This is a genomic window from Streptomyces sp. NPDC059895 (assembly GCF_042731035.1).
GTDB lineage: Bacteria > Actinomycetota > Actinomycetes > Streptomycetales > Streptomycetaceae > Streptomyces.
In genome coordinates, this window is sequence record NZ_JBHWKO010000020.1 from 110,532 (window position 1) to 137,381 (window position 26,850).

At 72.3% G+C, this 26,850-nt stretch carries 27 protein-coding genes; 8 read left to right on the plus strand and 19 right to left on the minus strand.

The window, feature by feature from the left end:
- Positions 1–91: 91 nt before the first annotated feature.
- From ligA to ACFV9M_RS23200, 4 genes are all read right to left on the minus strand, one after another.
- Positions 92–2,287, minus strand: a complete 2,196-nt coding sequence (ligA, locus tag ACFV9M_RS23185; RefSeq protein ID WP_385068590.1) for an NAD-dependent DNA ligase LigA — start codon at positions 2,285–2,287, stop codon at positions 92–94.
- A 15-nt stretch (positions 2,288–2,302) separates the two neighbouring features.
- Entirely contained in the window at positions 2,303–3,304 is a 1,002-nt protein-coding gene (locus ACFV9M_RS23190) for a methionine synthase (protein WP_385068591.1), read from the minus strand.
- Between the two features lie 101 nt (positions 3,305–3,405).
- On the minus strand, positions 3,406–4,287 hold the full coding sequence (locus ACFV9M_RS23195) for an ABC transporter permease (protein ID WP_385068593.1): 882 nt from the start codon (positions 4,285–4,287) through the stop codon (positions 3,406–3,408).
- The gene (locus ACFV9M_RS23200) at positions 4,284–5,228 is read right to left on the minus strand and encodes an ABC transporter ATP-binding protein (protein WP_385068595.1); all 945 of its coding nucleotides are present in this window, start codon (positions 5,226–5,228) and stop codon (positions 4,284–4,286) included. The genes ACFV9M_RS23195 and ACFV9M_RS23200 overlap by 4 nt, the downstream gene beginning before the upstream one ends.
- A 131-nt stretch (positions 5,229–5,359) precedes the next feature.
- Between ACFV9M_RS23200 and ACFV9M_RS23205 the strand changes: the two genes are divergently transcribed.
- Positions 5,360–6,583 (plus strand): sensor histidine kinase, encoded by a 1,224-nt coding sequence (locus tag ACFV9M_RS23205; RefSeq protein ID WP_385068597.1) that lies wholly within the window; start codon positions 5,360–5,362, stop codon positions 6,581–6,583.
- The gene (locus ACFV9M_RS23210; RefSeq protein WP_385068599.1) at positions 6,580–7,254 is read left to right on the plus strand and encodes a response regulator; all 675 of its coding nucleotides are present in this window, start codon (positions 6,580–6,582) and stop codon (positions 7,252–7,254) included. Before ACFV9M_RS23205 ends, ACFV9M_RS23210 begins: the two co-directional genes overlap by 4 nt.
- Positions 7,255–7,379: 125 nt before the next feature.
- Here ACFV9M_RS23210 and ACFV9M_RS23215 read toward each other — a convergent pair whose 3' ends face one another.
- Positions 7,380–8,078 (minus strand): SDR family oxidoreductase, encoded by a 699-nt coding sequence (locus ACFV9M_RS23215; RefSeq protein ID WP_385068601.1) that lies wholly within the window; start codon positions 8,076–8,078, stop codon positions 7,380–7,382.
- Between the two features lie 23 nt (positions 8,079–8,101).
- On the minus strand, positions 8,102–8,641 hold the full coding sequence (locus ACFV9M_RS23220) for a TIGR00730 family Rossman fold protein (protein ID WP_385068603.1): 540 nt from the start codon (positions 8,639–8,641) through the stop codon (positions 8,102–8,104).
- 51 nt (positions 8,642–8,692) lie between these two features.
- Between ACFV9M_RS23220 and ACFV9M_RS23225 the strand changes: the two genes are divergently transcribed.
- From ACFV9M_RS23225 to ACFV9M_RS23235, 3 genes are all read left to right on the plus strand, one after another.
- On the plus strand, positions 8,693–9,022 hold the full coding sequence (locus ACFV9M_RS23225; RefSeq protein WP_385068605.1) for a DUF427 domain-containing protein: 330 nt from the start codon (positions 8,693–8,695) through the stop codon (positions 9,020–9,022).
- 211 nt (positions 9,023–9,233) lie between these two features.
- The gene (locus ACFV9M_RS23230; RefSeq protein WP_385068607.1) at positions 9,234–9,662 is read left to right on the plus strand and encodes an RICIN domain-containing protein; all 429 of its coding nucleotides are present in this window, start codon (positions 9,234–9,236) and stop codon (positions 9,660–9,662) included.
- A gap of 114 nt (positions 9,663–9,776) precedes the next feature.
- Complete coding sequence (locus ACFV9M_RS23235; protein ID WP_385068608.1) at positions 9,777–10,559, plus strand: alpha/beta fold hydrolase; 783 nt, start codon at positions 9,777–9,779, stop codon at positions 10,557–10,559.
- A 48-nt stretch (positions 10,560–10,607) separates the two neighbouring features.
- On the opposite strand, the gene mnmA is transcribed toward ACFV9M_RS23235, so the two are convergent.
- Positions 10,608–11,732: a tRNA 2-thiouridine(34) synthase MnmA gene (gene mnmA / locus ACFV9M_RS23240; RefSeq protein WP_385068610.1), complete on the minus strand. Its 1,125-nt coding sequence runs from the start codon at positions 11,730–11,732 to the stop codon at positions 10,608–10,610.
- A 116-nt stretch (positions 11,733–11,848) separates the two neighbouring features.
- Between mnmA and ACFV9M_RS23245 the strand changes: the two genes are divergently transcribed.
- Complete coding sequence (locus ACFV9M_RS23245; RefSeq protein WP_385068612.1) at positions 11,849–12,538, plus strand: N-acetylmuramoyl-L-alanine amidase; 690 nt, start codon at positions 11,849–11,851, stop codon at positions 12,536–12,538.
- A gap of 56 nt (positions 12,539–12,594) precedes the next feature.
- Here ACFV9M_RS23245 and ACFV9M_RS23250 read toward each other — a convergent pair whose 3' ends face one another.
- From ACFV9M_RS23250 to ACFV9M_RS23260, 3 genes are all read right to left on the minus strand, one after another.
- Positions 12,595–13,764, minus strand: a complete 1,170-nt coding sequence (locus ACFV9M_RS23250; protein WP_385068613.1) for a cysteine desulfurase family protein — start codon at positions 13,762–13,764, stop codon at positions 12,595–12,597.
- 405 nt (positions 13,765–14,169) lie between these two features.
- Complete coding sequence (locus ACFV9M_RS23255; protein ID WP_385068615.1) at positions 14,170–14,436, minus strand: DUF4190 domain-containing protein; 267 nt, start codon at positions 14,434–14,436, stop codon at positions 14,170–14,172.
- A 20-nt stretch (positions 14,437–14,456) separates the two neighbouring features.
- Complete coding sequence (locus tag ACFV9M_RS23260; RefSeq protein WP_385068617.1) at positions 14,457–14,624, minus strand: hypothetical protein; 168 nt, start codon at positions 14,622–14,624, stop codon at positions 14,457–14,459.
- A gap of 120 nt (positions 14,625–14,744) precedes the next feature.
- On the opposite strand from ACFV9M_RS23260, the gene ACFV9M_RS23265 reads away from it, so the two are divergent.
- Positions 14,745–15,389 carry a TetR family transcriptional regulator gene (locus ACFV9M_RS23265; RefSeq protein WP_385068618.1) on the plus strand — a complete coding sequence of 215 codons (645 nt, stop codon included), beginning with the start codon at positions 14,745–14,747 and terminating at the stop codon, positions 15,387–15,389.
- A gap of 222 nt (positions 15,390–15,611) precedes the next feature.
- On the plus strand, positions 15,612–15,761 hold the full coding sequence (locus tag ACFV9M_RS23270) for a hypothetical protein (RefSeq protein ID WP_385068620.1): 150 nt from the start codon (positions 15,612–15,614) through the stop codon (positions 15,759–15,761).
- A gap of 407 nt (positions 15,762–16,168) precedes the next feature.
- Here the strand turns inward: ACFV9M_RS23270 and ACFV9M_RS23275 are convergent, their stop codons facing one another.
- The 9 genes from ACFV9M_RS23275 to ACFV9M_RS23315 form a co-directional block, all read right to left on the minus strand.
- Positions 16,169–17,026, minus strand: a complete 858-nt coding sequence (locus ACFV9M_RS23275; protein ID WP_385068622.1) for a thioesterase family protein — start codon at positions 17,024–17,026, stop codon at positions 16,169–16,171.
- Positions 17,027–17,133: 107 nt separating this feature from the next.
- On the minus strand, positions 17,134–17,790 hold the full coding sequence (locus ACFV9M_RS23280) for a trimeric intracellular cation channel family protein (protein ID WP_385068624.1): 657 nt from the start codon (positions 17,788–17,790) through the stop codon (positions 17,134–17,136).
- Between the two features lie 63 nt (positions 17,791–17,853).
- Positions 17,854–19,227: an ABC transporter ATP-binding protein gene (locus ACFV9M_RS23285; RefSeq protein WP_385068626.1), complete on the minus strand. Its 1,374-nt coding sequence runs from the start codon at positions 19,225–19,227 to the stop codon at positions 17,854–17,856.
- On the minus strand, positions 19,224–20,318 hold the full coding sequence (locus ACFV9M_RS23290; RefSeq protein WP_385068628.1) for an ABC transporter ATP-binding protein: 1,095 nt from the start codon (positions 20,316–20,318) through the stop codon (positions 19,224–19,226). The genes ACFV9M_RS23285 and ACFV9M_RS23290 overlap by 4 nt, the downstream gene beginning before the upstream one ends.
- Positions 20,315–21,322, minus strand: coding sequence for an ABC transporter permease (locus ACFV9M_RS23295; protein WP_385068630.1), 1,008 nt, complete (start codon positions 21,320–21,322; stop codon positions 20,315–20,317). Before ACFV9M_RS23295 ends, ACFV9M_RS23290 begins: the two co-directional genes overlap by 4 nt.
- An 82-nt stretch (positions 21,323–21,404) precedes the next feature.
- Positions 21,405–23,162: an ABC transporter substrate-binding protein gene (locus ACFV9M_RS23300; RefSeq protein ID WP_385068632.1), complete on the minus strand. Its 1,758-nt coding sequence runs from the start codon at positions 23,160–23,162 to the stop codon at positions 21,405–21,407.
- A gap of 68 nt (positions 23,163–23,230) precedes the next feature.
- Positions 23,231–24,229, minus strand: coding sequence for an ABC transporter permease (locus tag ACFV9M_RS23305; protein WP_385068634.1), 999 nt, complete (start codon positions 24,227–24,229; stop codon positions 23,231–23,233).
- Between the two features lie 499 nt (positions 24,230–24,728).
- Positions 24,729–25,523, minus strand: coding sequence for an enhanced serine sensitivity protein SseB C-terminal domain-containing protein (locus ACFV9M_RS23310; protein WP_385068635.1), 795 nt, complete (start codon positions 25,521–25,523; stop codon positions 24,729–24,731).
- 131 nt (positions 25,524–25,654) lie between these two features.
- Positions 25,655–26,461: an enhanced serine sensitivity protein SseB gene (locus ACFV9M_RS23315; RefSeq protein WP_385068636.1), complete on the minus strand. Its 807-nt coding sequence runs from the start codon at positions 26,459–26,461 to the stop codon at positions 25,655–25,657.
- Positions 26,462–26,850: the final 389 nt, after the last annotated feature.

The window sequence follows — 26,850 nt, forward strand, 5'->3', positions numbered from 1 at the left end:
GTCGACGGTTGCCCGAATGCGCCCCGGCCACCCGTATGCATCTGATATGCGCCGATCGGGTGGCCTTCAACCGCCGTTGCCCGCTACCGGGTCACTGCTCCGGTGCGGGAAGCGCGGCTTCGGCCGCCGCGTCCGGCCCCTGTTCGAGCAGGACGGTGAAGCCGTCCTCGTTCAGGACAGGCACCTTGAGCTGCATCGCCTTGTCGTACTTCGATCCGGGACTGTCCCCCACGACGACGAATGACGTCTTTTTCGAAACCGAACCGGTCACCTTCGCTCCGCGGCTCTGCAGGGCGTCCTTGGCGCCGTCGCGGGTGAAGTGCTCGAGCGTGCCGGTCACGACGACCGTCAGGCCCTCCAGCGGGCGCGGGCCCTCGTCCTCCGCGGAGCCTTCCTCCTCCGTACGGACCCCGGCGGCCTTCCACTTGCGGAGGATCTCCTGGTGCCACTCCTCGGCGAACCACTCCTTGAGGGAGGCGGCGATGATGGGGCCGACGCCTTCCGTGCCGGCCAGTTCCTCCTCGCTCGCCCGCTCGATCCGGTCGATGGAGCGGAACTCGCGCGCGAGCGCCTCGGCGGCGACCGGCCCCACGTGCCGGATCGACAGGCCGGTGAGGACGCGCGCCAGCGGTCGCTCCTTGGCGGCGGCGATGTTCTCCAGCATGGCCAGCGCGTTCTTCTTCGGCTCGCCCTGCTGGTTGGCGAAGACCGTGACGACCTTCTCCTCGCCCGTCTTCGGGTCGCGCTTGGGCAGGCCGCTGTCCTGGTCCAGGACGTAGGCCTTGATGGGCAGGAGCCGCTCGATGGTCAGGTCGAACAGGTCGCCCTCGTCGGCAAGCGGCGGATCCGCCGGTTCCAGCGGCTTGGTGAGGGCCGCGGCGGCGACGTACCCGAAGTGCTCGATGTCCAGGGCCTTGCGGCCGGCGAGGTAGAAGAGGCGCTCGCGCAACTGGGCCGGGCAGGTGCGGGCGTTGGGGCAGCGCAGGTCGACGTCGCCCTCCTTCATCGGCCGCAGCGGCGTCCCGCACTCGGGGCACTCGGCCGGCATCACGAACTCCCGCTCGGTGCCGTCGCGCAGGTCGACGACCGGTCCGAGGATCTCCGGGATGACGTCACCGGCCTTGCGCAGCACCACCGTGTCGCCGATGAGGACGCCCTTGGCCTTGACGACGTCCTGGTTGTGCAGGGTCGCGAACTCGACCTCGGAGCCGGCCACCGTCACCGGCTCGACCTGGGCGTAGGGCGTGACACGGCCCGTACGGCCCACGCCCACCCGGATGTTGACGAGCTTGGTGTTGACCTCCTCCGGCGCGTACTTGTACGCGATCGCCCAGCGCGGCGCCCGCGAGGTGGAGCCGAGCCTGCCCTGGAGGGGGATCTCGTCGAGCTTGACGACGACGCCGTCGATCTCGTGCTCCACCGAGTGGCGGTTCTCGCCGTAGTACGCGATGAACTCCCGTACGCCGTCGAGGCCGTCGACGACCCGGTTGTGCGTGGAGGTCGGCAAGCCCCACGTCCTGAGCAGGTCGTAGGCCTCGGAGAGCCGGGCGAGGCCCTCGTAGCCCTCCAGCGCCCCGATGCCGTGGACGACCATGTGCAGGGGGCGGGTCGCCGTCACGCGCGGGTCCTTCTGGCGCAGCGAACCGGCCGCCGCGTTGCGCGGGTTGGCGAAGGGCTTGTCGCCGGCCTCGACCAGGCGGGCGTTGAGCTCCTCGAACTTCTCCATCGGGAAGTAGACCTCGCCGCGGATCTCCACCAGCGTGGGGACGCCGTCGCCGGACAGCCGGTCCGGGATCTCCGCGATGGTGCGCACGTTGGGCGTGATGTCCTCGCCGGTGCGGCCGTCGCCGCGGGTCGCCGCGCGGGTGAGGCGCCCGTGCTCGTAGGTGAGGTTGACGGCGAGGCCGTCGACCTTCAGCTCGCACAGGAAGTGGTGCGCGGAGGCGCCCACGTCCTTGTGGACGCGCTCGGCCCAGGCGGCCAGTTCCAGATCGTCGAAGGCGTTGTCCAGGGAGAGCATGCGCTCGCGGTGCTGGACGGCCGTGAACTCCGTCGCGTACGCGCCCGCCACCTTCTGGGTCGGCGAGTCGGGCGTGCGCAGCTCCGGGTACTCCTCCTCCAGCGCCTCCAGGGACCGCAGGAGCCGGTCGAACTCCGCGTCGCTGATGACGGGGGCGTCCTTCACGTAGTACCGGAAGCGGTGCTCCTCGATCTGCTCAGCGAGCTGCGCATGCCGCTCCCGTGCCTCGGTGGGCACCGTCGTGTCCGCTTGCTTGTCGCCGGCCACCGTGTTGTCCTCCCGTTACTCTGGGTTGTCCGCGAGGGATCTCGCCGCCCGGACGCAGTGCGCGAGTGCCTGTCGTGCGTACGCGGGGGAAGCGCCCGCGAGGCCGCACGAGGGTGTGATCGTGACCGCGTCCGCGAGCAGCCCCGGTCGCAGCCCCAGCCTGCGCCACAGTGTCCTGACACCCATGACGCTACCGGCAGGGTCCGACAATGGGCCGTCCGTGCCCGGCACGACACCGGCGAACAGCCGGGTACCCCCTTCCACCGCCTCGCCGATCGCGTCGTCGTCACGCTCGGTGAGCAGGGAGAAGTCGAACGAGATGCCCGCCACTCCGGCCCTGCGCAGGAGCGCGAACGGAACGTCCGGGGCGCACGAGTGGACGACGACCGGACCGTCGCCGTGCACCCCCACCACGTCCCTGAGGCCGGCCTCGACGACCTGGCGGTCGGGGGCGCGGTGGGTGCGGTAGCCGCTGGCGGTCCGCACCTGCCCGCGCAGGACGGCGGTGAGGGAGGGCTCGTCGAGCTGGAGCACCACCTGCGCGCCCGGGACGCGGCGCCGCACCTCCGCGAGGTGCAGGCGCAGGCCCTCGGTGAGGGACGCGGCCAGGTCGCGGCACGCGCCGGGGTCGGAGAGGGCGGCCTCGCCGTTCCTCAGCTCCAGACCGGCGGCGAGGGTCCAGGGACCGACCGCCTGGACCTTCAGGGGTCCTTCGTAGCCCTGGGTGAACTCCTCGAGCGCGTCCAGGTCCTCCCCCAGCCAGGCCCTGGCCCGCCGGGTGTCCCGGCCCGGCCGGTCCCCGAGGCGCCAGCCGCTGGGCTCCACGCGCGCGTACAGCTCCACCAGCAGGCCCGCCGTCCGGCCGATCATGTCGGCGCCGGGGCCGCGGGCGGGCAGCTCGGCGAGGAACGGGAAGTCCTCGAACGATCCGGTGACGGTCTTGGCGGCCTCCCGGGCGTCGCCGCCGGGCAGGGAGCCGATGCCCGTGGCGGGACCGTAGAGATAGTTGTCGTTCACGGGGGAAGCCTACGTAGATCCCGGCCGGGCGGAGACCGGGGCCGGGCCACGGGGGCGGCGGGGCGGCGGGCCGCTGCTCAGGCGGGGCGGCGGGCGGCTGCTCAGACGTCCCGGTGCCGCACCACGAGCACGGCGACGGCCACCGCCGCGGCGGTCCACGCGCCGTAGACGGTCCACGCCTCGGTGACCGTCACCGGGTACGCGCCCAGGTCGTCGTCGCGGCCCGGTGGGAGGATCAGCCGTTCCCAGGCGGTCAGCGGCATGGTGTTGCCGATCTCCTTCACCCAGCGGTACCGCTCGCCGGTGAGGAGCTGCGGCACCAGCAGGAGCAGGCCGACGACCGACACGACCGCGCCCGCCGCGTGCCGGACCAGCGCTCCGACCGCCATGCCGACGAGTGCGCACAGCGGCAGCAGCAGGGCGGAGGCCGTGACGGCGCGCAGCGCCCCCGGGTCGCCGAGGGACATGCCGTGGTGATCGCGCAGGATCGCCTGGGTCACGCCGAAGGAGGTGCCCGAGACGGCGCCGCCGAGGGCGAGCGTCACCGCGGTGACGACGCCGGCCTTGGCGGTGACGACCGCGCGGCGGTCGGGTACGGCCGTGAAGGTCGTGCGGATCAGACCGCTGGTGTACTCGCCGAAGACCGTGCTCGCGCCGAGCGCCGCCACGAGGATCACCAGCAGGGTCCAGGCCGGGAAGACATAGGCGGCGGTCAGCGGGTCGTAGAGCATCTGCGGCAGGTCCTGTTTCCCGGCCGGCGCCGACGGCAGGTCCGGCTGGTGGGCCAGGCGGTCGGCGTTGGCCTTGGCGGCGTTGACGCAGATCCCGAGGGTGGTCAGCGCACCCGCCGCCACCACCGGGGCGGTGGAGCGCAGCGACCAGAACTTGATCCACTCGGCGGCGAGCAGCTGCCTGAAGCGGGCGGGGGCGGCGGCCGGGGGCCGGTACGGCGTGCCCGGCGGCACGGTCGGGGCGGTGGTCATCGGGCGGCTCCCGCGGGGCGTGCCGGGGTGGGGGTGCCGGTTCCCGCGGCGTACGGGACGCTGTCGGCGGTGTGTTCCATGAACGCCTCCTCCAGGGAGGCCGAGCGCGGACTGAGCTCGTGCAGCCGCACGCCGTGGGTGAAGGCGAGCTCGCCGACGCGCTCGGCGGGCAGGCCGGTCACGGTGTACGAGCCGTCGTGCTCCGCCCGCACCACCGCGCCCGCGTCCGCCAGCAGCGACGACAGGACGCCGGCGTCCGGCGTGCGGACGGACACGTGCGCTCCCGTGCCGCGGGCCGCGAAGTCCGCCAGGCTCTCCGCCGCGATCAGCCTGCCGCGACCGATGACGATCAGGTCCTCGGCGGTCTGCTCCATCTCCCGCATCAGATGGCTGGACACCAGCACGGTGCGTCCCTCGTCGGCCAGCCTCCGGAACAGGCCGCGCACCCACCGCACGCCCTCGGGGTCCAGTCCGTTGAGCGGCTCGTCGAAGAGCAGCACCGGCGGATCGCCGAGCAGCGCCGCCGCGATGCCCAGGCGCTGCTTCATCCCCAGGGAGAGTCCGCCGACGCGGCGGCCCGCCGCGTCGGACAGGCCCACCTCCGCCAGCACCTCGGCCACCCTCCGCCGCGGCAGTGCGTTGCCGACGGCCAGCGCGGTCAGGTGAGCGCGGGCGGTGCGGCCCGGGTGCACGTCGTGGGCGTCCAGGAGGGCACCGACGTGGCGCAGTCCGCGGGGGCGTCCGGCGAACGGCCGGCCCTCGACGGTGACGAGGCCGCCGGTGGGCGCGTTCAGCCCGAGCACCATCCGCAAGGTGGTGGACTTGCCGGCGCCGTTGGGGCCGAGGAACCCGGTGACCACGCCCGGGCGTACGGTGAAGGACAGTCCGTCCACGGCGGTGGTCCCGCCGTAGCGCTTGGTGAGTTCGCTCGCTTCGATCACGCGCTCCACACTGCCGGGACACGCCCCCTCCGGCAGCGGGCCCAGGGCGGCAATCACGGCGGCGGGGTAGCCCACGGGAGTAGGCCCGCAGGCCCATGCCGGTGCGCGGTCACCTGCCTATGATCTGGCCCATGACGGCCCCGCACCGCCCTCCGCGCCCGCCCGTCGACCGGCGGGCGGTTCTCGCCGAGTCCCTGGCCTGGGGCGGAGGTGCCGCCTACGCCGCCCTGCTGTACGTCGTCGTAGTGGACTCCGGCCGCGAGCTGACGGGCCTGCGCCTGGTGCCGGCCGGGCTGGCCGCCGTCCTGCTGCTGCCGTTGGCCCGGCGACGGCCGCTGCCCGCGCTGGGTCTGCTGGCCGCCGTCTCGTTCGCCGCGACCGTGCGGGTGGACTCGGTCATGGCCGCGGGGCAGATCGCGACCGGCGTCGTGCCGCCCCTGCGGACCCAGGCGTGGCAGATCGCCTGCCTGCAGGCGGTGCTCACCGATCTCGCCGTCGGACGGATCGCCGCCACCCACCGGCGGCTGACGGCGTCCGTCGCCGCGCTGGCCGCGCTCGGCACGCAGATCGGGGGCGCGGTCCACTTCCGGGCGGGCGCCTCGTCGGCCGTCGCCGCCTCGGTCTTCCTGACGCTGATGACGGTCACCGCCTGGACGGTCGGCCGCTCGGTGCGCGAACGCCGCCGGCACGCGGCCGCGCTGCGGGCCCGGGCCGCCGAGCAGGCCGTCACCGCGGAGCGGCTGCGGATCGCCCGGGAGCTGCACGACATGGTGGCGCACAGCATCGGCGTCATCGCCATCCAGGCCGGTGCGGGCCGGCGCGTCATCGACACCCAGCCGTCGGAGGCCCGCAACGCGCTCGCCGCCATCGAGGACAGCAGCCGCGACACCCTGGCGGGCCTGCGCCGGATGCTCGGCGCGCTGCGGCGGGCGGACCCGGGGGACGGCACCCCGCCGTTCCCGGCGCCCGTGCTCGCCGATCTCGACGGGTTGGTGGAGCGGGCCGGGGGCGCGGACGTGCGGGTGGACGTCGAGTGGAGGGGAGCGCGACGGGCGCTGCCGACGGAGATCGAGCTGGCCGCGTACCGCATCGTCCAGGAGGCGATCACCAACGTGGTCCGCCACTCGGGCGCCGGCGCCTGCCGCGTCACCGTGGGCTACCAGGAGGACGACCTGCTCCTCGAGATCACCGACGAGGGCGGCGGCCCGGCCGTCCTTCCCGGCACGGCCGGCTACGGGCTGACGGGCATGCGGGAGCGGGCGGCGCTGCTGCACGGCGAGTTCACCGCGGGACCGCTCCCCGAGGGCGGCTTCCGGGTGGCGGCCCGCCTGCCGTTGCCGGCGGTCGTCGGATGATCCGGGTGCTGCTCACCGACGACCAGCCGCTCGTCCGGCACGGGCTGCGGGTGCTGATCGCCGACCGTCCCGGGCTGGAGGTGGCCGGGGAGGCCGCGAACGGTGAGGAGGCGGTGCGGCTGGTGGCCCGGGTGGCGCCGGACGTGGTGGTGATGGACGTCCGGATGCCCGTGATGGACGGCATCGAGGCCACCCGGCGGATCACCTCGGGCACCGGCACGCCGCCGAAGGTCCTCGTCCTCACCACGTTCGACGACGACGAGTACGTCTACGGCGCCCTGCGTGCCGGGGCGAGCGGCTTCCTCGTCAAGGACATGGACATGGACCAGATCCTCAGCGCGATCGAGGTCGTCGCCGCCGGCGACGCTCTGATCGCGCCGAGCGTGACCCGCCGTCTGATCGCGGAGTTCGCGGCCCGCCCGGCTGCCGTGCCGCCGTCCGCGCGGCCGGTGCCGGGCATCACCGGGCGCGAACGCGAGGTGCTCACCCTGGTCGGCCGCGGACTGTCCAACACGGAGATCGCCGCGGAGCTGTACATCAGTACGGCCACGGCGAAGGCCCATGTGGGCAGGCTGCTGACGAAGCTGGACGCCCGGGACCGGGTGCAGCTGGTCATCATCGCGTACGAACTGGGGCTGGTGGCGCCGCCGCGGGGCCGGGGGCTGTCCTAGGTGTTCCGTCCGGCTGTCCTGGGTGTTCCGTCCGGCTGTCCTGGGTGTTCCGTCCGGCTGTCCTAGGTGTTCCGTCCGGCTGTCCTAGGTGTTCTGTCGGCTGTCCTGGGTGTTCCGTCCGGCGTTCATCGTCCCGGCCGTACCGTCAGGTCGTCGACCTCCGCGTCCCTCGGCAGGTCGAGCGCCATCAGGATCGTCGTCGCGACCGACTCCGGATCGATCCACCGCCCGGGGTCGTACTCCTTGCCCTCCTGCTGGTGCACCTTGGCCTGCATGGGGCTCGCCGTGCGGCCGGGGTAGACGGAGGTGACACGGACGCCGGCCGCGTGCTCCTCGTGCCGGAGGGAGTCGGCCAGCGCCCTGAGACCGTGCTTGGAGGCGGCGTACGCCGACCAGTCGGCGTGGGCCCGCAGCCCGGCCCCGGAGTTGACGAACACCACGTGACCGCGCGCCGCCCGGAGCTGCGGCAGGAAGTGCCGGGTCAGCTCGGCGGGGGCGATGAGATTGACGTTGAGCTGGTGGCGCCAGGACTTGGGGGTGAGGTCACCGACCGGGCCCAGGTCGACCACCCCGGCGATGTGCAGCAGGGAGTCCACCCGGTCGGGAAGCGTCTGGTGGGAGAAGGCCCAGGACAGCCGGTCGGGGTCGGCCAGGTCGCCGACGAGCGTCTTCGCCCCGGGGAACTTTGCCGCCAGTTCCTTCGCCCGTCCCGCGTCGCGCGCGTGCAGCACGAGGTCGTCCCCGCGCGCGTGGAGCCGGCGGGCGACGGCCGCACCGATGCCGGAGCCCGCTCCGGTGATCACATGAGTAGCCATGCCCGCCATGCTCGCACCACCGGGCGCCGCACTCACACGACGCCCTGGCTCTCCTCCAGGTAGGCCAGCGCCCCGACCGGCTCCTCCGCGAAGAACACCAGGTCGGTCAGCGGCCGGGGCAGGAAGCCCTCGGCCTCCATCCGCCGGAACTGCTCCTTGAGGCCGTCGTAGAAGCCGGCGGTGTTCAGCAGGACGACCGGCTTGTCGGTGTGCCCGTGCTTCTTCAGCTCCAGGATCTCGGTGGCCTCGTCGAGCGTGCCCGTACCCCCGACCATGATCACGACCGCGTCGGCCTTCTCCAGCAGGAGCCGCTTGCGCTCGGCGAGGTCGCGCGCGACGACCATCTCGTCGGATCCCTGCCGCGCCTTGGCCGCGAGGAAGTCCACCGACACCCCGCACAGCCGGCCGCCCGCCTCCTGCACGCCGTCGGCCACCACCTTCATCAGCCCGACGTCGGAACCGCCCCACACGAGCGTGTGTCCGCCCTTGCCGAGCAGTTCGGCGAACTCACGGGCGGGGCGGGTGTAGCGGTCGTCGAGGTCGGCGGCGGAGAGGAAGACACAGATACGCATGCCGTACACCGTACGCGGGAACACCTGGGCGCCCGCCCGCGCTGTTCCGGTATGGCACAAGGACACACGATCACGATCGAACGAGAGGCCCTGCGGGTCAGGGCCGTCCACGGCGACCGGGTGCTGGCCGAGAGCGACCGGCCCCTCGTCCTGCGGGAGACCGGCTGTCCGGTGCGGTACTACCTCCCCGCCGACGACGTACGCCTGGACATGCTCACCCCGTCCGACACCCACACGCACTGCCCGTTCAAGGGCACGGCGTCCTACTGGTCACTGCCCGGCGCGCCCGACCTGGTGTGGGCGTACCCCGACCCGAAGCCGGACGTGGCCGCGATCAAGGACCATTTCTGCTTCTACGAGGTGACCGTCTCGCCGGCGTGACGGCGGGACGGCATGTCCCCGTCCGGCCCGGGCCCGCACCCGGGTCCTCGTCGCCGTCGCCGCGCTGCTGGCCCCGCTACTCGTCTTCGCCGCCTATGTCCTGCTCGCCCACGGCACGGGCTCCTCCGACGACTCCGACGGCTCCGGCGACGCGGACGCGGCCGCCGCCGCGAGCACCGCGGCCGGGGCTCCCGCCGACGGCTGGGTCACCGTGCGCCCCGCCCGCGCGCCGCAGCTCTGTCTGACGGACGGACGGGACCGGCGCGGCGCCTACCCGAACGCCGTCGCCGTCCAGCGCCCCTGCGCCGAGGCCCCGGTTCCGCGTACGTACCTGGAACCGGCGGGAGAGGGCCTCTACCGGATCCAGTGGCACCACCCCGAGGAGGGCAAGGGCTGCCTGACGGTGATGGAGTCCGGGCCGGTCAAGGGCATGCTGGAACCCCGCGACGACTGCACGCAGGGAACCCTGTTCCGGCTGGAGCCCGTCTCCGACGACGCCGACGAGGGCTTCCGGATGAGACCGGCCCACGGCAGCACCTGCCTCGGACTGGCCGGGGACGGCGGCGCGGAAGGGGCGGAGGCGGTCGAGGAACGCTGCACCGGTGCGGCCGACCAGCGCTTCCTCGTGCGGGCGGACTGAGCACTTCCTCGTGTCGGCGGGCTGAGCGCGGTCGGCGAACCCGGCCGTCGCCCTCGCCCCGGCACGGCCCCGCCACCCCGACAAGTCCCGCCGGGTCTGACATTCTGCACAGACATGGACAAGAAGACCCTTTCGCGCGACGGTACCTCCCTCGCGTACGGCATCAGGGGACAGGGCCCGGCGGTCGTCCTCGTCAGTGGCGCGATGTCCACGGGCGCCACCGTCGCGCCGCTGGCCGGCCTCCTCGCGCAGCGCTTCACCACCCTCTGGTACGACCGCCGCGGCCGCGGCGAGAGCGGTGACACGGCGCCGTACGCGGTGGAACGCGAGGTCGAGGACGTCGCGGCGCTGATCGACGCGGCGGGCGGCGAGGCGGCGCTGTACGGCGTCTCCTCGGGCGGCGCGCTGGCTCTGGAGGCGGCGGCGAGCGGGCTGCCGGTGAGCCGGGTCGCGGTGTACGAGACGCCGTACGCGGACTTCTCGGACGACGGCGCCGAGGCCTGCGCCGACTACACCGCGCGCCTCACCGAGGCACTCGGGCAGGGCCGGCGCGGGGACGCGGTCGAGCTGTTCCTGCGGCGGACGGGCCTGGCCGAGAGCGTGATCCAGGGCGCCCGCCAGTCACCGATGTGGGCCGGCATGGAGGCCATCGCCCCGACCCTCGCCTACGACGACGCCCTGATGGGCGACGGTCTGGTGCCCCGGGAACGGCTGGCCTCGGTCGCCGCGCCGGTGCTGGCGGTGGCGGGCGCGGCGAGCCCGGCGTGGATGCGCGAGGCCGCGCGCGCGGTGGCGGGCGCGGTGCCGCACGGCACCTACCGCACGCTGGAGGACCAGACGCACATGGTGGACCCGAACGTCCTCGCGCCTGTCCTCACCGGCTTCTTCGCACCGTAGACGTGGACGTGCGGGCCCGGCGGCAGACGTGCGTCCGCGCGGCGGCGGTCAGACCGCCGCCGCCGTCGCGCGCGTGGTCGACGCGATCGTCGCCGACCCCACCACCCGGGTGTCGTCGTACAGCACGATCGCCTGGCCGGGGGCGACGCCGCGGACCGGGTCGGTGAACGTGACCTCCAGGTGGCCGTCGACGAGTGCGGCGGTCACCTCGGTCTCGCCGCCGTGGGCGCGCAGCTGGGCGGTGTAGGTGCCGGGGCCGGTGGGGGCGGCTCCGCACCAGCGGGGCTTGACGGCCGTGAGGCCCGTCACGTCGAGGGCGGCCGCGGGGCCCACCGTCACCCGGTTGTCGACCGGGGAGATGTCGAGGACGTAGCGCGGCTTGCCGTCGGCGGCCGGGGTCCCGATGCGCAGACCCTTGCGCTGGCCGATGGTGAAGCCGTACGCGCCGTCGTGCGTGCCGATCTTGTTGCCGGCCTCGTCGACGATGTCGCCCTCGGCCGTGCCCAGCCGCTGCGCGAGGAAGCCCTGGGTGTCGCCGTCGGCGATGAAGCAGATGTCGTGGGAGTCGGGCTTCTTGGCGACGGCCAGCCCCCTGCGCTCGGCCTCGGCGCGGATCTCGTCCTTGGTGGTGAGGGTGTCGCCGAGGGGGAAGAGGGCGTGGGCGAGCTGCCGCTCGTCGAGCACGCCGAGGACGTAGGACTGGTCCTTGGCCATGTCGGAGGCCCGGTGCAGTTCGCGGGAACCGTCGGGCAGGGTGACGATCTTCGCGTAGTGGCCGGTGCACACCGCGTCGAAGCCCAGGGCGAGCGCCTTGTCGAGGAGGGCCGCGAACTTGATCTTCTCGTTGCAGCGCAGGCAGGGGTTGGGGGTGCGGCCGGCCTCGTACTCGGCGACGAAGTCCTCGACGACGTCCTCGCGGAAGCGGTCGGCGAGGTCCCAGACGTAGAAGGGGATGCCGATGACGTCGGCGGCCCGGCGGGCGTCGCGCGAGTCCTCGATGGTGCAACAGCCCCGCGCGCCGGTGCGGAACGACTGCGGATTCGCGGAGAGCGCGAGGTGGACGCCGGTGACATCGTGACCGGCTTCCGCGGCACGGGCGGCGGCGACGGCGGAGTCGACCCCGCCGGACATGGCGGCGAGGACGCGGAGGGGACGCTGCGAGGTCTCAGTCATAGCCCTTCAAGAGTACGGGGCGCGGGGAACCGCGGGCCGCGCATATCCGTTGGACGGGTCGCGGGGCGAGGTGGGCGTGGTGGGCGCCCCGGTACGGGACGGGCACGGGGGCGAGGATGCGGGACGAGAAGGTGCAGGGCGGGCGTGCGAGGGCGCGGGGCAAGGACGCGGACCGGCGGCTGGGGCGGCGGGCGCTGCTGGTCGGCGGGGCGGCGGCCGCCGTGGGGTCGGCGGTGCTGGCGCGGGACGAGCTGGCGCGGCTGTGGTGGCGGGTGCCGGGGGTGGAGAAGCCGCGGGTGGAGGGTGCGGTCGACTTCCGGGGCGCGCGGTGGGTGGCGGCGTCGGACGCCAACTTCCGCTGGGCGGATCGGCCGGACGACTACGGCGTCGACATGGTGGTCGTCCATGTCACACAGGGTGACTACGCGAGCGCGGTGCGGGCCTTCCAGGATCCGGAGCATCAGGCGGCCGCGCACTACATCGTCGGTCAGGACGGGCGCATAGCGCAGATGATCCGCGAGCTGGACGTGGCGTACCACGCGGGCAACCGCGCGTACAACGAGCGGAGCATCGGCATCGAGCACGAGGGCTTCGTGGACCGGCCGCAGGACTTCACCGACGCCATGTACACGGCGTCGGCGCGGCTGACGGCCGGAATCTGCCGGCGGTACGGCATACCCGTGGACCGTGAGCACATCATCGGGCACGTGGAGGTGCCGGGGACGGACCACACCGACCCGGGCGAGCACTGGGACTGGGACCGGTATCTGCGGCTGGTGCGGGAGACGCGCGCGGCGTCCGCGTGACGCGCGACCGCGGTGTCGGGGCCGTGACCGGGCGCCAGGCCTGGCCTGGGTGAGGCCTAGGTGAGGCCTGCGGCGCGCGCCCGTTCGACGGCCGGGCCGATGGCCTTGGAGACCGCCTCGACGTCGGCTGCGGTGGAGGTGTGGCCGAGGGAGAAGCGGAGGGTGCCGCGGGCCAGGTCCGGGTCGCTGCCGGTGGCGAGCAGGACATGGCTGGGCTGGGCGACGCCGGCGGTGCACGCGGAGCCCGTGGAGCACTCGATGCCCTGGGCGTCCAGGAGCAGCAGCAGGGAGTCGCCCTCGCAGCCGGGGAAGGTGAAGTGGGCGTTGGCCGGGAGGCGGCCCTCCGGTGCCGGGTCGCCGCCCAGGAGGGCGTCCGGGACCGCCGTACGGACCGCGGTGACCAGGGCGTCGCGCAGGGCGCCGATCTCGCGGGCGAACCACTCGCGCTGCTCGGCGGCGAGGCGTCCGGCGACGGCGAAGGAGGCGATCGCGGGGACGTCGAGGGTGCCGGAGCGGACGTGCCGTTCCTGGCCGCCGCCGTGCAGGACGGGCACGGGGGTGCGGTCGCGGCCCAGGAGGAGGGCGCCGATGCCGTAAGGGCCGCCGATCTTGTGGCCGGAGACGGTCATCGCGGCGAGGCCGGAGTCGGCGAAGTCGACGGGGACCTGGCCGAAGGCCTGGACCGCGTCGGCGTGCAGGGGGACGTCGAACTCGGCGGCCGTCCGGGCGAGTTCGCGGACCGGCATGAGCGTGCCGATCTCGTTGTTGGCCCACATGACCGTGGCCAGGGCCACGTCGGCGGGGTTGCGGGCGATCGCCTCGCGGAGCGCGTCCGGGTGGACCCGGCCGTACGCGTCCACGGGCAGGTACTCGACCGTCGCGCCCTCGTGCTCGCCCAGCCAGTGCACGGCGTCGAGGACGGCGTGGTGCTCGACGGGGCTGGCGAGGACCCGGGTGCGCGCCGGGTCGGCGTCGCGGCGGGACCAGTACAGGCCCTTGACGGCGAGGTTGTCGGCCTCGGTGCCGCCGGAGGTGAAGACGACCTCGCTGGGACGGGCGCCGAGCGCTTCCGCGAGGGTCTCGCGTGCTTCCTCGACCGTGCGGCGGGCCTGGCGGCCGGCCGCGTGGAGGGAGGAGGCATTGCCGGTGACGCCCAGGTGGGCGGTCAGTGCCTCTGCGGCCTCCGGGAGCATCGGGGTGGTCGCGGCGTGGTCGAGGTAAGCCATGGTGAGGCGATTCTACGGCGCGCCGCCCGCGGACCTCGGCCGGGCGCCCCCGGGGCGACGGTGCGGATCGCACACCGAGCGGGCGGCATGCCCGACGCGGACGGCCGCGGGGCGGCGGCACCCCGTGGCGAAGGCTCGTAGGCCGTGTCCGCGCCGTGGCGAAGGCCGGTAGGTAGGCCGTGTCCGCGCCGCATCCGGCGCGGACGGCCGCAGGACGGCGGCACGCCCGGAGAGAGGCCGTACAGCCGTGCTCGCACCGCACCCGGCACGGACGGCCGCAGGACGGCGGCACGCCCGGACGGAATGCGGCCGCATGCCCGCGCCCGCCCGCGCACCCGGCACGGGCGGCGGCCGCAGGGCGGCGACACGGACGGCGGCGGGGCGGGCGGCGGCTTCAGCCGTCTGTCAGAAGCTCCACGAGATCGTCGAGTCCGCCTGTATGAACGCGGCGAGGACGACCAGGTCGGCGACGCCGAGGGCGAGGCCCAACAGGGCGCGGCCGCGGCGCTCGGTGCCGCGCCACAGCGCCACCGAGGCCAGGACGATGGCGATGGGCCCGAGGAAGACGTTGAGGACCAGGAGGCCCACGAGGCCGAGGACGAAGGACGCGACGGCCATGCCGTCGGTGTCCCGGATGCCGGTGCGACGCGTGGCGGGTGCGGTGAGGTGCATGGTCGTTCCGCTCCTTCCGGTCAGTGGGTCGGGGTGTGCCGGCGGCGGCCGTGGCGCTCGCGGAGCGCGAAGACGCCCAGCCAGGCGGCGATCACGGCGGCGGCGGCCAGGCTGAACCCGAGCGGCGCGTGGGCGACGGTGCCCAGGACGACGCCGAGCAGCAGAAGTGCGACGACGAGGAACAGCACGGGATCGGATCCCCTCCGTGGACGATCGGTGAACAGTTGTAGTTACAGTTGTTCACTGACTACCCAGTCTAGCCCGCCCCACCGCTTGCAATGACAGAGAACAGTTGTTAACTAAATGACATGAGTCACACGCTCGGCATTCGTCAGGCACAGAAGCAGAAGACGCGTCAGGCGCTCCTCGACGCGTCGCTGGCGCTGCTGGAGGAGCAGAGCCTGAGCAGCCTGGGCCTGCGCGAGGTCACCCGCGCGGTCGGGGTGGCCCCGACCGCCTTCTACCGGCACTTCCGCTCCACGGCGGATCTGGGCGTGGCTCTGGTCGAGGAGGCGCTGGGCAGCCTGCACCCGCTGATCCGCACCACCGTGACCGCCGCCGACTCCAGCGACGAACGCGTCACGCGCGCTGTCGAGTTGATTGCCCGTCATGTTCACGCGTACCCCGCCCATGTCCGTTTCATCGCCCGTGAGCGGCACGGCGGGGTTCAGCCGGTCCGTGAGGCGATACGGGAGCAACTGGGCCGTTTCGCCGAGGAGGTGAAGGCCGAGCTGGCCAAGGACGACGAGGCGGAGGGCTGGAGCGACGACGACCTGCTGATGCTCGCGCACCTCTACGTCGACCAGATGCTCATCACGGCCTCACTCTTCCTGGAGGTCCAGGAAGCAGCGGGCGGCGACGGGCCCTCCGCGGAGGTCCGTGAGCGTGTCGCCCGGCTCGCGACACGGCGGCTGCGGCTCATCACCGTCGGCCGCCACCACTGGCTCGACTGAACCGGGCCATCCGACACACGCGGGAGGGCGGCGCACTCACCCCGAGTGCGCCGCCCTCCCGCGTCGATCACCGCGGCCCCGCCGTTGCCCCCGCCACCCCGGCCCTACTGCGCCTGCCGGCCCTACTGCGCCTGCTGGCTCTGCTGGGCCTGGCCGCCGCCCGGCCCGCCGCAGCCGCCCTGGCCGCCCCCGGGACCGCCCTGGCCGGGGCCACCGCTCGGCATGCCCGAGGGCATGCCGCTCGGCATCCCGCTGGGCGACCCCGTCGGCATACCCGTGGCGGCGCCCGACGGCGCCCCGCTCGGCATCCCGGACGGCATGCCCGATGGCATCCCACTCGGCATCCCGCTCGGCATCCCGGAGGGAGCCTGACACTCCTGCTGACCGGAGCTGCCGCTGTCCGTGGTGGACGAGTCGCCCGAACCGCAGGCCGCGAGGGCGAGCGGCGAGAGCGCCAGGAGGGCCACCGCGGGGACGAGACGCACCGACCCGAGTACACGCCTTCATGAGAATCAGCTCCATGGAGGATGAGGAATTCCTGAGGTGCGGTACTCAACCAACGGCGCATAAGGCTTTGTTGAGGCCTTCCTGTTCCCCTGCTGTCAATCGGGCAAAGCGCGCCTCAAAGAACCGCTCCGACCTGGGAGTTCACCCCGGCCGGCGGTCGGCGCACCGGTACAGCTCCGTGACAGAGGCGGCCGCCGCCGACAGCCCCTCAGCCCCTCAGCCCCTCAGCCCCTCAGCCCCTCAGCCCCTCAGCCCCTCAGCCCCTCAGCCCCTCAGCCCAGCCTGACCCGGGCCAACTGGCGCGACTGCGCCACCAGTCGGTCCTCGCTGTCCCACACCTCGGCGTCCTCCTCCAGGAAACCGCCCGCGAGGTTGCGGGTGGTGATGGAGACGCGGACGGGACCCGGAGCCGGGCGGGAGCGGACGTGGACGGTGAGTTCGACCGTGGGGACCCAGCCGGCGATGCCGAGGTCGAACGCGGTGGGCGGCAGGGCGTCCACGGCGAGGAGCAGCGAGAGCGGGTCGGCGTCGCGGCCGTCCGCCAGCCCGAACCAGGCCCGCACCTCGCCCTTGCCGGACGGCTGCCCGAGCGCCCAGCCCACGGTCGACGGGTCGAGCTTGAGCATCAGCCGTTCGGCGATGGGCTGCTGGTCGGCGCCGGGGGCGGGGGCGGGCCCGTCCGCGGGGCCGAGGCACTGGCCGATCGGCGGGATGGCGGGCGGCTTCGCGGAGGTGCGGACGTCGTCGGGGAGGGCGTCGAGGTCGCCGTAGGTGGCGAGGACGCGGATGCGCTCGACCTCGCGGCCCTGCTCGTCGTACTGGAGGAGCGACGCCTGGCCGGTGGAGAGGGTGCGGCCGGTGCGGACCGTCTCGGTGCGGACGACCGCCGGGCCGGGGCGGGAGGCGCTGAGGTAGTGCGCCGACACGGTGAACGGGTCGTGGTGCGGCAGGGTGTCCGCCAGGGCACGGGCCACGACGGCGAGCAGGTAGCCGCCGTTGACGGCGCCGAAGATCGTCCAGCCGGCCGAGAGGTCGGTGTCGTAGACGCCGGGCTCGCGCGCGGTGACGGCGGTGTCGCGGTCGAACTCGCTGTCCCCGACGGCGGCGGGGGCGGTAGCTGCTTCAGGCATGGCTGAACGTTACAACAGGCAATTACTAAGCGGTAGCTTTCCCCGTCGACATGAGGCCCCCGCCCCCAGCCCTCGCGCCCCACTCCTCGCGCCTCACTCCTTGCGCCCTACTCCTCCCGCACCGTCGAGCGGCGGTTCCACGCGCGCGGCGCTCGCCAGTGGAACCGCATCGCGAGCAGCCGCAGGACGAACGCGGTGGCCGCGGCCACCCCGCTGGCCAGCGGGGTGAGGGCGTCGTAGCGGATGCAGAGCACCACCATGGTGGCGCCCACCATCGCCGGGACCGCGTACAGGTCGCGGTCCCAGCGCAGCAGGGACGGCACCTCGTTGGCGAGGACGTCGCGCAGCACACCGCCGCCGACCGCGGTGGCCAGTCCCAGGGCCGCCGACGCGGTGAGGCCCAGGCCGTAGTCGTACGCCTTCGTCGTGCCCGTGACGCAGAACAGGCCGAGGCCGGCGGCGTCGAAGACGTTCACGCCGGTCTGGATGCGCTCCACGTGCGGGTGCAGGAAGACCACGAGGAGGGCGGCGAACAGCGGGGTGACGAAGTACCCCAGATCCGTGAAGGCCGCGGGCGGTACGGCCCCGATGACCAGGTCCCGGAACAGCCCGCCGCCCAGTGCGGTGACCTCGGCGAGCACGGCGATGCCGAAGACGTCGAAGTTCTTGCGGACGGCCAGCAGGGCGCCGGAGATCGCGAAGACGAAGATGCCGATCAGGTCGAGCGTGTGCTGGACGGAGGGGCTGAAGATTTGCTGGAGCACCCTTCTATTCTCGCCCAGCACCGAGCCCCCGCCTTACATTGCAAGGCAGGGGCTCGGGACTGCTTATTTCTCCTTGGACGGAGTGTCCTTGGGAGTGGGAGACGGGGTGGAAGACGCCTCCTCCGCGGGAGGAACGACCTCCTCCGAAGCCACAGCCGAAGCCACCCCCGAGGCCTCAGCCGAAGCCACCCCCAAAGCCACCTCCGAAGCCTCAGCCGAAGCCGCCCCCGATTCCTCAGCCGAAGTCTCCGCCAGAGTCTCCTCCGCCCCCTCCTCGGCCGCCCCCTCCCTCAGTGAGGCCACCGCCGCCGACGTCTCCGCCGACTCCGCGAGCACCTCGTCGGCCACCAGCTCCGCCGCCTCCTTGGCGGCCGTCAGCAGGACGGTGTCCTGCGGGGCCTGGTCCGCGAAGTTCTCCGGGTGGTGGCAGGCGACCTGCTGGCCGGGCCGCAGCTCGACCAGCCTGGGCTCGGTGGTCCGGCAGATCTCCGTCGCTTTCCAGCACCGCGTGTGGAAGCGGCAGCCGCTGGGCGGCGAGATCGGTGAGGGCACGTCGCCCCGGAGCAGGATCCGCTCGCTCTTGGCGTTCCGGCGCTTGGGGTCCGGGATCGGCACCGCCGACATCAGCGCCTTGGTGTACGGGTGCATCGGCGTGCGGTACAGCAGGTCGCGGTCGGCGAGCTCCACGATCTTGCCGAGGTACATCACCGCGATCCGGTCGGAGACGTGCCGGACCACCGACAGGTCGTGCGCGATGATCACGTACGTCAGGCCGAGTTCCTGCTGGAGGTCGTCCAGCAGGTTCACCACCTGCGCCTGGATCGACACGTCCAGCGCGGACACCGGCTCGTCCGCGACGACCAGCTTCGGGTTGAGCGCGAGGGCGCGGGCGATGCCGACGCGCTGGCGCTGACCGCCGGAGAACTCGTGCGGATAGCGGTTGTAGTGCTCGGGGCTGAGGCCCACCAGCCCGAGCAGGCGCTGGACCTCCTTCTTGACCCCGCCCTCCGGCTCGACGCCCTGGAGCCGGAACGGCGCCGAGACGATGGTGCCGATGGTGTGCCGGGGGTTCAGCGAGCCGTACGGGTCCTGGAAGATCATCTGCACGTCCCGGCGGAGCGGGCGCAGGCCCTTGGTGCCGAGGTGGGTGATGTCCGTCCCGTCGAACTCGATCGTCCCGCCGGTGGGCTCGAGCAGCCGCGTGACGAGCCGGCCCATGGTCGACTTGCCGCAGCCGGACTCCCCGACGACGCCGAGGGTCTCGCCCCTGCGCACCTCGAAGTCGATGCTGTCGACGGCCCTGACCGCCCCTACCTGCCGCTGGAGCAGGCCCTTCTTGATGGGGAAGTGCTTGACCAGGCCCTCGACCTTGAGCAGCGGTTTCTCGTCGTCGGTCCGCGGGGCCGGCACGGCGGCCCGGGTCTCAGTCTCGCTCACAGATTCGGCGCAATCTCTTCGGTCCAGATCCGCGTACGGTCCTCGGGCGAGAGGTGGCACGCGGTGAAGTGCCTGCTGCCGACCTCGTGCAGCTCGGGCCGTTCGGTGCGGGTGATCCCGCCCTTGGGGACGTCGGCGTACGGGCAGCGCGGATGGAAGGCGCAGCCCGAGGGGACGTTGATGAGGCTGGGCGGCTGGCCCTTGACCGGGATGAGCCGGTCGGTCTGGTCGCGGTCGATGCGCGGCATCGAGCCGAGCAGGCCCCAGGTGTAGGGGTGCTTGGGCTCCTCGAAGATCTGGTCGACCGGTCCGCGTTCCACGCAGCGCCCGCCGTACATCACGAGGATGTCGTCGGCGATCTCGGCGACCACGCCGAGGTCGTGCGTGATGATGACGACCGCGGAGCCGAACTCCTTCTGCAGGTCCCGGATGAGGTCGAGGATCTGCGCCTGGACGGTCACGTCGAGGGCCGTGGTGGGCTCGTCCGCGATCAGCAGCTGCGGGTTGTTGACCAGCGCCATCGCGATCATCGCGCGCTGGCGCATACCGCCGGAGAACTCGTGCGGATAGCTGTCGACGCGCTTGTGCGGCTCGGGGATGCCGACGCGGTCGAGGAGTTCGACGGCGCGCCTGCGGGCGGTCTTCTTGTCGACGTCGTGGTGGACGCGGTAGGCCTCCACGATCTGGCTGCCCACCGTGTAGTACGGGTGCATCGCGGACAGCGGGTCCTGGAAGATCATCGCCATGTCGCGGCCCCGCAGCCGGCGCACCTCGTCGGGGCTCGCCGAGACGAGTTCCTTGCCGTCGAGCCAGATCTCGCCGGACATCCGCACGTTCTTGCCCCGGTTGCCGAGGCGGTGCAGGCCCATGACGGCGAGCGAGGTGACGGACTTGCCGGAGCCGGACTCGCCGACGATGCCGAGGGTCTTGCCCTTCTCCAGCCGGAAGCTGAGCCCGTCGACGGACTTGACGAGGCCGTCGTCGGTCGGGAAGTGCACCTTCAGGTCGCGTACGTCCAGGAACGCGCGGTCGGTGCCCTCGGTGCGCGCGGGCTCGCCCTCGGCGGCCGCGGTCTTGGAAAGGTCGGTCACGAGAGCCTCACCCGCGGGTCGACGGTGGCGTACAGCACGTCCACCACCAGGTTGCAGAGCACGACGAAGAAGGCGGCCAGCAGGGTGACGCCCAGGATCGGCGGCAGGTCGTTGTCGGTAATGGCCGCTACAGCGTACTGGCCGATACCGGGCAAGGAGAAAACGGACTCGGTGATCACGGCGCCGCCGAGCAGCAGGCCGATGTCCATGCCGAAGACCGTGACGATCGGGGTGAGCGCGGCCCGCAGGCCGTGCTTGAAGACGACCTTGCGCTCGCCCAGGCCCTTGGCCCGGGCCGTGCGGATGAAGTCCTCGCTCATGGTCTCGAGCATGCCGGACCGGGTGAGCCGCGCGTAGATGGCCGAGTACAGCAGAGCCAGCGAGCACCACGGCAGGAACAGGGTGTTGGCCCACTGCGACGGGTTCTCGGTGAACGGCACATAGGTCCGCCCGAAGATGCCCAGCTCGTAGCTGAAGACGAGCAGGGCCAGCTGGCCGGTGAAGAACATGGGCAGGGACACACCGGCGAGGGCCACGCCCATCGCGGTCCGGTCGAAGAACGAACCCGGCTTGAGCGCCGAGACGACGCCGGCGGCCACACCCGAGACCAGCCACAGCACGGCGGCGCCCGCGGCCAGCGACACGGTCACCGGCAGCCGGTCGACCAGCTGCGGCCAGACCTCGACGTGGTTCTTGAAGGAGTAGCCGAAGCAGGGCACCTCGCAGTTGGCCGTGGTCGGGCCGAGGTTGTAGGTGGCGCCGGAGACGATCCCCCGGATGAACTCCCAGTACTGCTCGTAGACCGGCTTGTCGAGCCCGAGGTTCTGCTTGACCGCCAGGATGTCCTCCGGCGTGGGGTTCTTTCCGATGTACTGGGCGGCCAGTTGGTCGGGGCTCTGCCCGGCCAGTCTCGGCAGCAGGAAGAAAATGCCGAAGGTGACCGCGGTGACGACCAGCAGCAGGATCACTGCCGCGATCGTCCGGCGGATGATGTACGAGATCACGGGGACCGGCGCCGGCGCCCGCGGACCGTCCGGCCCGCGGGCGCCAATGCCTTCACCTGCCTTCCAGGGCTTCTTCTTCGCGCTACTTCTTGGTCGTACCGAGGTTCAGAGCGTCGTACTGACCGCTCCAGGCGGCCGACGAGACCACGTTGGTGGCGTACGGCGAGCGGTACAGCAGGACCTTGAAGTAGGTCAGCGGCACGATCACGGCCTCGTCCATCGTCTTCTTGTCGACCGCGGCGTAGGCGGCGTTGCGCGCCGACTCGTCCGGGTTCTGGATGGCCTCGTCGAGCAGCTTGTTCACCTCGGCGTTGTTGAACGCCGAGAGGTTCGTGTTGCCGGACGGGCTGATCGCCTTGCCGTTGAGGATCTGGTTCAGGAAGCCGTAGCCGGTCGGCCAGTCGGAGCCCCACTGCATCATCATGATGCCGATGCCCTGCTTCTTGGCGAACGCCGGGACACCCGCGTAGTCCGTGAAGTACTTGCCGGACGGGTACTGCTTCAGCTCGGCGTTGATGCCGACCTTCTTCAGCGAGTCGATGATCGCGGTGGCCGCGTCCACCTCCTGCTGGCGGTCGCTGCGCGCGGAGATGTAGGTGGTGAAGCCCTTCTCCTGACCGCAGGCCTTCAGCTGCTCCTTGGCCTTGGCCGCGTCGCCCTTGTTGCCGGTGGTGGCGTAGGAGTCGAACTTCTGGTAGCCGATGACGTCCGGCGGGAGCACGGTGGTGGCGACGTCACCGCGGACCGGGCCGCCCTGCGCGGTCTGCACGGCCACCTTGTCGATGGCGTACTGCACGGCCTTGCGGCACTCGACCTTGTCGAACGGCGCGACCTGGGTGTTCAGCGCCGCGTAGACGAGCCGGCCACCGTAGGTGTTGTCGGTGTTGGCCTTCAGGTCGGCGTCGTTGAGCAGCTTGGCCTGGGTCTGGGTGTCCACGCCGCGGCCCTGGAGGTCCACGGTGGTGGTGCCGTCCATCAGGTCCTGGTCGATGGTGGCCTGGTTGACCTTCAGGTTGACCACGATCTTGTCCGGGTACTGCTTGCGCAGCGGGTCGGTCTTGGCGTCCCACTGGTCGTTGCGGACCAGGGTGACCGACTTGCCCTCCTCGTAGCTCGCGAACTTGTACGAGCCGGAGGAGACGATCTTCTTGGTGTAGTCGACGCCGGTGTCCTTCGCCTGCGGCACGGGGGCCGTCTGCGGCGCGGTGACCAGGTAGTCGAAGTCCGTGAACGCCTGCTTGAGCTTGAAGGTGATCGTGTACTTGTCCGGCGTCTCGATGGACGCCAGGCCCTTCGCGCTCTTGTCCTTGTACGGGCCCTTGTAGCTGTCGCCGCCCGCGAGGAACTGGGAGAAGTAGTTCGGGCCGAGGGAGAGGACGTCACGGGCGAAGTTGGAGCGCTCCACCGCGTACTTGACGTCCGCCGAGGTCACCTCGGTGCCGTCCTCGTACTTCACACCCTTGCGGATCTTGTACGTCCAGGTCTTGCCGCCGTCGGACGACACACCCTTGGACTCCGCCAGGTCGGGCACGACCTCGTTGCCCTTCTCGCCCGGAGCCGGGTTGAAGGTGAGCAGCGGACGCGCGTAGAGCCGGCTGAAGTTGTACATGTACGCGTAGTACGTGTTGCCCGGGTCGAACGAGTCCGGGACGTCGGACATCGCGTAGGTGACCGTGCCGCCCTTCTGCGTCGAGGCGTTCACGACCCCCTTGGTTGCGGCGTCGGCAGCGGCCTTGTTGCCACTGTTGTCACCGCTGCCGTCGTCGGCCTTGCTGCAGCCTGCCAGGAGCAGGCCAGCGCTGCTGATGGCCGCGACTACGGCCAATGCTGACCTTCGCATGTTGGTCGCATTCCCCTTCGTAGGTGGACACTTGGGATGGACGCGGACACCGTCCGCGACCGCAGACGTCAGCGGCTGCGGGGGTCGAGTGCGTCCCGGAGGCCGTCACCGAGGAGGTTGAAGGCCAGCACGGTGATGAAGATGGCGAGACCGGGGACGATCATGTACTGCGGATCGACCTGGAAGAAGTCGACGGCCTGGTTGAGCATGCCGCCCCACGAGGCCTGCGGGGGCTGGATGCCGACGCCGAGGAAACTCAGCGAGGCCTCGAAGAGGATGTTGGTGGGGATGAGCAGCGTCGAGTAGACGATGATCGGCGCCACCAGGTTGGGCAGCAGCTCCTTGAACAGGATGTACGGCCCGCCGGCGCCCATGCCCCGGGAGGCGTCGACGAACTCCCGTTCGCGCAGCGCCAGCGTCTGGCCGCGCACGATGCGGCCCATGTACGGCCAGTTGAAGAAGCCGATGACGAAGATCAGCACGAGGATGTGCAGCGGAAGGCCTTCGAGCCCGAACGCGCCGCCCTGGAGCGTCGCCGAGATGGCGATGGCGAACAGCAGCAGCGGGAAGGCGAGGAAGGTGTCCATGAGGCGGCTGATGACGGAGTCGACGCGTCCGCCGTAGTAGCCGGCGACGAGGCCGAGGACGGTGCCGATCACGTTGGACAGGATCGTCGCCCCGAAGGCGACGACGAGGGAGACCCAGGAGCCCTCGAGGATGCGGGCGAGGATGTCGCGCCCGAACTTGGGTTCCACACCGAGCGGGTGATCCCAGCTCATGCCACCGAAGTCCCCCTTGGGGAGGGTGGTGTTGGGGTCGATCAGGTCCTGGTGGAAGGCGTTGGGGTCCAGGCCCAGCAGCGCCTGGAGCGGGCGCGACAGGGCGGCCGCCAGGATCAGCAGCACGACGATGACGCCGCCGGCCACCGCCACCTTGTCCCGCTTGAAGCGGGTCCAGGCGATCTGCCCGAGAGAGCGGCCCTCGATCTGCCGGGACTTGACGCCCGCCAGCACGGCCTCGGGTCGGGCCTCGGCCTGCGATCCGGTGGTCTCGATCGGTGCCGTCACAAGTGCCCTGCCCCTTCTCGCCGGCGGTGACCGGCCCTTCTACCGCCGCTGTCGGCGCTGTGATTCGCTTGCGTGCTGCGCGGCGGCCGCAGGTGGTACGGCCCAACTGCCCAGTCGATCCCCGGACGGGTATGCCTTCACAGGATCGACACGGACTCGCGTCTGAGAGGCGAGTCTTCAATGCGTTCGTGATCACGCGCCAGGTCTGTCGGCGAAAGTATGCATAACCGTGATGCCGCCATGGGGAATCCGTTATCCGAACGCGGCGCGCCGCCTTCCGGAGAGTGGACGACCCAACATCAGTACGACGCACGCGAGTTGACACACCACTCAACGTGACGAAGGCCCGGTCTCGCGGCATCGCCGCGACGAGCGCGGCGAACCACGCGAAACGGACGGGTCATCGCGCGTTCCCGGGGCGGCCACGGCCCGCACGGACTACCGCCGCGACCGGTTCCGTGACGGGACCAACCCGCCCACCGGACACGGGGGGTGACGGTCAGTAAGGGCGCGGGCCCGGGTAGCCGTATCCGGTGGCCGGTGCCTGGGCGGTGGCCGGGGCGTGGGCCTCACGGTCGTAGAACGGACGGGCGTGGGCGCGCATCCACATCACGACCGGGTCGTAGTCGTCGCTCATGGCGACCGTCGACACCGGCAGCCCCTCCGGCACGGCGCCGATCGACTGCTGCATCATCGCCCGCACCGAGTCCACCGCCGACGGGGAGGTGTCGTACACGTCGAGGCCCAGGGCGAGGTAGGGCGCGCCCAGCGAGGGCTGCACCCAGGCGCGGCGCAGCGAGCGCAGGGCGGGGGTGCGGTGGGCGTTCTGGGCGAGGAGGGCGTAGAACTGCGGGACCTCGATGGCGGGTTCGGACAGTCGCAGGGGTCCGGCCGGCTGGCGCTCCAGGCCGGTGGCGATCCGCCGCAGGTCGAGCCAGGGGATGCCGACGCCGCCGCCCGGGGCGTGCGGGTTCAGCCAGAGGCCGTAGTGGTCCGGGTAGAGCGTGCGCGCCACGTCCAGGCCGTCGACGACCTCGTACGATCGGTTCCAGCCGCTGGCGGAGAGCTCCTGGGCGGAGGTGACGCAGGGGGCGTAGCCGTGGCCCTCGACCTCCATGGTGCCGTACTGGGCGTCCGGGGAGCCGGCCTGTCCCTGCCACAGCAGCATCCAGACCTGGCCGGTGGTCGGTGTCGCGAGCGCGCGCAGGAGCGCCTCGTAGGCGTCGTAGCGCCCGGGCGTGACCTGGCGCAGCATGTGCTCGACCTGCCCGGCCGCGATGCCGCTGGCGCTCACCTGTACCGCCCTTTCTCTTGGTTGCCCCGCGTCGGAGACCAGCTTAGGCGGCTCCGCCGACAACAGGCGCCCACCGTGGGGTGGGTTGTCCGTCGCCGGCGGTCGCGGAGCGGGTGTGCCCGGACCTGCGGTCACCCGGCCCTGGTGTAGAAGGGGCGGACCCTCTCCTTCATCCACCGGCCCACCGGGTCCTCCGTCGCGTCGAGGAGGACGAGGTTGACCGGCCACTTCGGGGGGACGGCGCCCAGGGCCCGGCCGAGGGCCTCCAGCGGCACCGCCCTCAGATCGCCCTCCCACACGGAGAGTTCCACGCCGACGAACAGGACCGGGTCGGCCGTCTCGATGGCGGCGAGGCAGCGGCGGGCCGTGAGGACGACACCGGTCGCCTCGAACTCGGCCGAGGCCGCGGTGAGGAAGTCGACGGGGTCGTCCTGCCAGTCGGGCTCGAAGAGGCGGACCCGGCCCCCGCTCGACGGGCCGTCCAGCGGGGTGCGCACCGCGCGGCACAGCTCGGCCACGGCCGGCGGGGGCAGCGGCATGCCGACCACGCCGTCCGGGTTCAGCGCGATGCCCACCTGCGGCGGCAGCCCGCGGGCGAACTCGACGGCCGGCGCGATCGTGTACGACATGTGCGAGCCGACGACCTGGCGGAACTGCTCCTCCGAGCTGAAGACGGGCACGTAGGCCTGGCCGCCGAGATCCAGCGTGGGCAGGTCGAGGGGGCCGCTGTGCGGGCCGCCGCCGCTGGGCAGCGGAATCCACACGAAGCTGCGGCCGAGCACCTCCACGATCCGCCCGCCGGCCTCCGGCACGCCGAGGGAGGCCGAGAGCACCTCCTCCAGCTCGTTGCCGGGCCATCCGCCGTGCGACGGGGGGTGCGCCTGTGCCGGGAAGTCCGCGGAGTGGTCCGCCGGGAAGTCGGCCGGGGGGAAATCCATCTGTCTACCGCCTGCTGGGAACCGCTGCTGTGGCTGGAAAGGCTAGCGGGTACCGGCAGCCGGCCCCACCGCCCGCGACGCAGTACGGGCGTGCGCCCCCTCGGCGGCGGGCGCGAGCCCGGACCAGCGGGCGCAAGCCCGGACCGGCGGGCGCGAGCCCGGACCGGCGGGCGCGAGCCCGGACCGGCGGGCGCAAGCCCGGACCGGCGGGCGCAAGCCCGGACCGGCGGGCGCAAGCCCGGACCGGCGAGCGCGAGCCCGGACCGGCGGGCCCAGCGGGCCAGGCCCGGCGGACCAGCGGGCGCAAGCCCGGCGGGCGCAAGCCCGGCGGACCAGCGGGCCCGGCCCGGCGGGCGCAAGCCCGGCGGACCAGCGGGCCCGGCCCGGCG

What these genes read in the sequence shown, in the direction of transcription:
- ACFV9M_RS23195 (WP_385068593.1), bottom strand. Translation starts at nt 4,287, where the DNA reads ATGACCACCGCCCCGACCGTGCCGCCGGGCACGCCGTACCGGCCCCCG.
- ACFV9M_RS23205 (WP_385068597.1), top strand. Translation starts at nt 5,360, where the DNA reads ATGACGGCCCCGCACCGCCCTCCGCGCCCGCCCGTCGACCGGCGGGCG.
- ACFV9M_RS23210 (WP_385068599.1), top strand. Translation starts at nt 6,580, where the DNA reads ATGATCCGGGTGCTGCTCACCGACGACCAGCCGCTCGTCCGGCACGGG.
- ACFV9M_RS23215 (WP_385068601.1), bottom strand. Translation starts at nt 8,078, where the DNA reads ATGGCGGGCATGGCTACTCATGTGATCACCGGAGCGGGCTCCGGCATC.
- ACFV9M_RS23220 (WP_385068603.1), bottom strand. Translation starts at nt 8,641, where the DNA reads ATGCGTATCTGTGTCTTCCTCTCCGCCGCCGACCTCGACGACCGCTAC.
- ACFV9M_RS23225 (WP_385068605.1), top strand. Translation starts at nt 8,693, where the DNA reads ATGGCACAAGGACACACGATCACGATCGAACGAGAGGCCCTGCGGGTC.
- ACFV9M_RS23235 (WP_385068608.1), top strand. Translation starts at nt 9,777, where the DNA reads ATGGACAAGAAGACCCTTTCGCGCGACGGTACCTCCCTCGCGTACGGC.
- mnmA (WP_385068610.1), bottom strand. Translation starts at nt 11,732, where the DNA reads ATGACTGAGACCTCGCAGCGTCCCCTCCGCGTCCTCGCCGCCATGTCC.
- ACFV9M_RS23245 (WP_385068612.1), top strand. Translation starts at nt 11,849, where the DNA reads ATGCGGGACGAGAAGGTGCAGGGCGGGCGTGCGAGGGCGCGGGGCAAG.
- ACFV9M_RS23250 (WP_385068613.1), bottom strand. Translation starts at nt 13,764, where the DNA reads ATGGCTTACCTCGACCACGCCGCGACCACCCCGATGCTCCCGGAGGCC.
- ACFV9M_RS23255 (WP_385068615.1), bottom strand. Translation starts at nt 14,436, where the DNA reads ATGCACCTCACCGCACCCGCCACGCGTCGCACCGGCATCCGGGACACC.
- ACFV9M_RS23265 (WP_385068618.1), top strand. Translation starts at nt 14,745, where the DNA reads ATGAGTCACACGCTCGGCATTCGTCAGGCACAGAAGCAGAAGACGCGT.
- ACFV9M_RS23270 (WP_385068620.1), top strand. Translation starts at nt 15,612, where the DNA reads ATGCCCGAGGGCATGCCGCTCGGCATCCCGCTGGGCGACCCCGTCGGC.
- ACFV9M_RS23275 (WP_385068622.1), bottom strand. Translation starts at nt 17,026, where the DNA reads ATGCCTGAAGCAGCTACCGCCCCCGCCGCCGTCGGGGACAGCGAGTTC.
- ACFV9M_RS23300 (WP_385068632.1), bottom strand. Translation starts at nt 23,162, where the DNA reads ATGCGAAGGTCAGCATTGGCCGTAGTCGCGGCCATCAGCAGCGCTGGC.
- ACFV9M_RS23315 (WP_385068636.1), bottom strand. Translation starts at nt 26,461, where the DNA reads ATGGATTTCCCCCCGGCCGACTTCCCGGCGGACCACTCCGCGGACTTC.